Annotated in this window: 4 protein-coding genes; 2 read left to right on the top strand and 2 right to left on the bottom strand. The window is 49.2% G+C overall.

The window, feature by feature from the left end; translation table 11 throughout:
- The first annotated feature begins 145 nt into the window (after positions 1-145).
- Positions 146-985 (top strand): FkbM family methyltransferase, encoded by an 840-nt coding sequence (locus tag LKK83_RS01040; RefSeq protein WP_324628874.1) that lies wholly within the window; start codon positions 146-148, stop codon positions 983-985.
- 10 nt (positions 986-995) lie between these two features.
- Here the strand turns inward: LKK83_RS01040 and LKK83_RS01035 are convergent, their stop codons facing one another.
- Complete coding sequence (locus LKK83_RS01035; protein WP_324628873.1) at positions 996-1,811, bottom strand: glycosyltransferase family 2 protein; 816 nt, start codon at positions 1,809-1,811, stop codon at positions 996-998.
- 291 nt (positions 1,812-2,102) lie between these two features.
- On the opposite strand from LKK83_RS01035, the gene cobA reads away from it, so the two are divergent.
- Positions 2,103-3,761: a uroporphyrinogen-III C-methyltransferase gene (cobA, locus tag LKK83_RS01030; protein ID WP_324628871.1), complete on the top strand. Its 1,659-nt coding sequence runs from the start codon at positions 2,103-2,105 to the stop codon at positions 3,759-3,761.
- 96 nt (positions 3,762-3,857) lie between these two features.
- Here cobA and LKK83_RS01025 read toward each other — a convergent pair whose 3' ends face one another.
- Positions 3,858-4,025, bottom strand: coding sequence for a hypothetical protein (locus tag LKK83_RS01025; protein WP_324628870.1), 168 nt, complete (start codon positions 4,023-4,025; stop codon positions 3,858-3,860).
- Positions 4,026-4,097: the final 72 nt, after the last annotated feature.

The raw sequence follows: 4,097 nt of genomic DNA, 5'->3' as shown, positions 1-4,097 counted from the left end.
ACGGAATAATGCTCAAAAAATACTCCGCGCAGGCGGACTTTGCTCGCCTAGGCGCGATTTTAATCGCCCCCTGATATTATATCCTTGCCTAGGCGCGATTTTAATCCCCCGCCTTAACCCTTTCCTAACTCCAAACCAGACAACCATGCCAAATTCGATCGCCACTCAAACCCCAATCCCCACCGCCAAACTCATCCAGCTCAAAGTTCGCTTAAACGATACCTATCGCCTCGTGAAACTTTACCTGGACATCGAACAATTCAGCCAAAAAATCATGTGGAGTTATTTTTCCCAGGGGCAATTCTACGAACCCGCCGAAACCAAATTGTTACAGCGAGTTTTAACTCCCGGGGATACCTTCATCGATATCGGTGCCCATATTGGCTATTATTCCCTCATTGCTGCCCTCTTAGTAGGAGAAAACGGCCAAGTTTTCAGCGTCGAACCCAACGCCATTAATATTAATTGGATTCGCCATCATATCGCTGCCAACCAGTTAGAAAATATCGAAATTTTTCCCACGGTTTTGGGGGGAGAAAACAAAGCGGTGGAATTTTTTATCAATGCCGATAATGACGGTGGGCATGCGTTGTGGGATGTGGGATTGCATAAAATCAACAAAAAAAGCCGCCTCAACCCCCAAACCGAAACCCTGCAAATGTCCACTCTGGACGACTTGTTAAAAGACAAGCCGCTAAACTCTTTAAAGTTGATTAAAATCGATGCGGAAGGAGCGGAATATCAAATCCTCCAAGGTGCGGAAAATACCCTGTTTCGGTCGGGGGTTCCCTATGTGATTTGCGAAATCAATCGCTTTGCTTTGCAGAAAATGGGCACCAGCGAAACGCAACTGCGGGAGTTGATGGGCGCGATGGGATATACGCCTTATTTACTGAGAAATGAAGCGCCGCATCTGGTTAAATTATCTCCCGATCGCTATTACAATTCCCCCTATGTATTTAATCTGGTTTTTGCCAGAACATAGGAGTTTCCAGTTAGCGGGGTTCTCGGCGATCGAAAATGCTAGATTTGCCGGGAACCATGCAATCCACCGGTTGTAACTTCACCTCCCCTTCCATCACCGCCGCCAGTCGTCGGGCGTCGGTTTCGCGATAGGGAATCGTGCGACAATATAAATCCATATCGCGATAAACGGCGGGTTTTAATTGGCGATCGCGCGTCACTTGTTTTTTAGCATAGGTCGCGTCGATCGCCGCTTTACCGTATCCCCAGTGAAGGTGTTCGGTTAAAATATCTGGAATGTAGTGCAAGCGACCCACTCGTTTCGCCAACTCCCAAATCCACATATCATCGTAAAGACATTCAAACAAACCTGTAGTAAAATAGCCCAAAGTTTGGCACCATTTGCGCGACACAATCGGAAAGGTACAAAGTTGTCCGCCCCAATGTCCCTCATTAAACCACATGCAAAAGATTTCATCGGGATAAGCTTGGGTTTCCACATCCAGGCGATCGTCCCAGCCAAAATCATTATAGGTTTGGTCGTCGGCGGACATAATCAATAAATTGCCGTCACAACGACGCGCCAATTCGTTCCACGCTTTGGAAATCCCGATCGCTTCTCCAATAATAAAACCACAGCGCCGAAATGCATCGAATTCTCGCTTGTGGGCTTTAAACAAATTCAAATACTCCGCCTGTTTCGGATCGTCTTCATCCACATAAAACAGCATTTCCACTCGTTTGGGTTTAGCTGCTGTATTTAACGCGCTCAGGCACAAGCGAAGCGCTTTTTCCGGGCGTCCCCAAGAGGGACACAGCAGAGAAATGGTTTGCGGCTGGCTCGACATCGGCTAGGATTGGCAAAATACAAACAACTCCGAATAGAAACTACTATAGCGTTTTTTTGGCCACTTTTCGGAAGATTTTTTGACTCATTTTGAATCGTTTCCAGCCTCGCGGAAACGCTCTGTGCGAGGCGTAGCTTCCCTGTAGAGACGTGATTAATCGCGTCTCTACTACTGTGACAATAATTGCCCCGGTGCGAGGCGCAAAACGAGTTATAATCCCGATCGTTGATTTTTATAATAAAGGATGAAAAAACGGGATGAGAAATTTTCCCAGGTGATAGGAGTGGAGCAATGGAAAGCGAAACAATGGGACAAGTTTACTTAGTGGGAGCCGGACCGGGGGATGTAGCCTATCTTACCGTAGAAGCGCAACAGAGAGTGGCGCAAGCGGATGTTTTAATTTATGACGCCCTAGTAGACGAGCAACTGCTGCAACTCACACCGGCGAGTTGCGAGCAGATCCAGGTGGGCAAACGCGGGGGAAAACCCAGTTGGGAACAGGCAGATATCAATCGATTATTGGTGAACAAATGCCGGGAAGGAAAGCGAGTGGTGCGCTTGAAAAGCGGAGATCCGTTTATTTTTGGTCGTTGTACGGCGGAAATTGAAGCGTTGAAAGCGCAGAATTGTCCGTTTGATGTGATTCCCGGGATTTCTTCTGCATTAGCCGCGCCGTTGCTGGCGGGGATTCCGCTGACGGATCCGGTGCTGAGTCGGTATTTTACCGTGTTAAGCGGACACCAACCCGATGAGTTGGACTGGGAAAATCTGACGCCGATGCCCACGTTGGTGATTTTGATGGGGACGCGCAAACTGCCGGAAATTTTATGGCAATTGCAGCGCCACGGCAAGTCGGCGCAGACCCCGATCGCCATCCTGCGCGCCTGCGGAAGCGATCGCCAACAGGTGTGGACTGGCACTCTGGCGGATATTCTCGATCGCACCCGGGGAGAAACCCTCTCGCCGGCGATTATCGCCATCGGCGATGTGGTGCGTTTGCGCCACTATTTGCAAGTTCCCCACCTGCAAAAACAGCGTACACTAGCAGACAATGCAAACCGATTCGTGCCCTCTGTAATTTCCGATTCTATGCCTGAAACCTCAGTTAGCAATTTGCAATCCCCAAATGAGAATTCTCAATTGCCCCTATCGGGTCAAACGATTTTAGTGACGCGATCTTCGGGTCAATCCAGCACCTTCACCACCATGTTGGAAAATGCAGGTGCAACGGCGATCGAAATGCCGGCGTTGGAAATTGGCCCCCCGTCGAGTTGGGAACCGCTCGATCGCGCGATCGCCGCCCTAGAGGAATTTGATTGGTTAGTCTTGACCTCTGCCAATGGCGTGCGCTATTTCTGCGATCGCCTGCTTGCCAATGGCAAAGATACCCGGGCGCTTGCGGGAATTAAAATTGCCGTCGTTGGCAAAAAAACCGCCGCCACCTTGAAAACCTATTGCATAAAACCGGACTTTATTCCCCCCAACTTCGTCGCCGATTCCCTGGTGGCGGACTTTCCCGAAGATGTATCCGGGAAAAAACTTCTGTTTCCGCGCGTAGAAACTGGCGGGCGAGAGGTGCTGGTGGGGGAACTGACCCGCCAAGGGGCAATAGTTGAAGAGGTGCCTGCTTACGAGTCGGGTTGTCCGAAAGCGATCGCCCCTGTAGCGTGGGAAGCGCTGAAAAATCGGCGCGTTGATGCGATTACCTTCGCCAGTTCTAAAACCGTGAAAAATTTCTGTAAATTAATCGAACGTCAGCATAACGCTTGCTTTCCAGACGGCGAAGCGAATTCACCGTGGCAAAGCTTATTAGAAGGAATTTGTATTGCCTCAATTGGACCTCAAACTTCTATTACCTGCAATGAATTACTCTCAAAAGTGGATGTAGAAGCGAAGGAATATACCCTCGAGGGCTTATTGCAATCATTAATTGAATTTATCGAAAGATAGGCGAGTTGCCCCGTGGCTCAGGCAATCTTTCCCCTTTTGCGGCCATTCTCTGCCATTGGATATGGGCGAGAACCGCGATCGGGTAGCGGGGAAAGATTAAGCTAACACCTGAAACCACCCGCGTTTGACGCTATGGATCAGCCGCTTGATCATTCGCCTCTCTTCTGAGGATAAAGAAGATTCGGAAAGGCTATGGAGCAGTTTCCAATCGTGATGACTGATTTGCTGAGACAACGAAGCATTGATGAATAAGTCGCGAATCATGATAACCTCCGATACGTTTGGAAACCCCCGTGCTTTAGCCGGGGGAGGAAAAACGAACTTGCGGCTTTAGCC

The sequence above is a fragment of the Phormidium sp. CCY1219 genome, from assembly GCF_035615515.1.
Classification (GTDB): Bacteria; Cyanobacteriota; Cyanobacteriia; order Cyanobacteriales; family Laspinemataceae; genus CCY1219.
The sequence above is the reverse complement of the archived record's forward strand: the minus strand, read 5'-3'. Positions and strand labels throughout refer to the sequence as shown.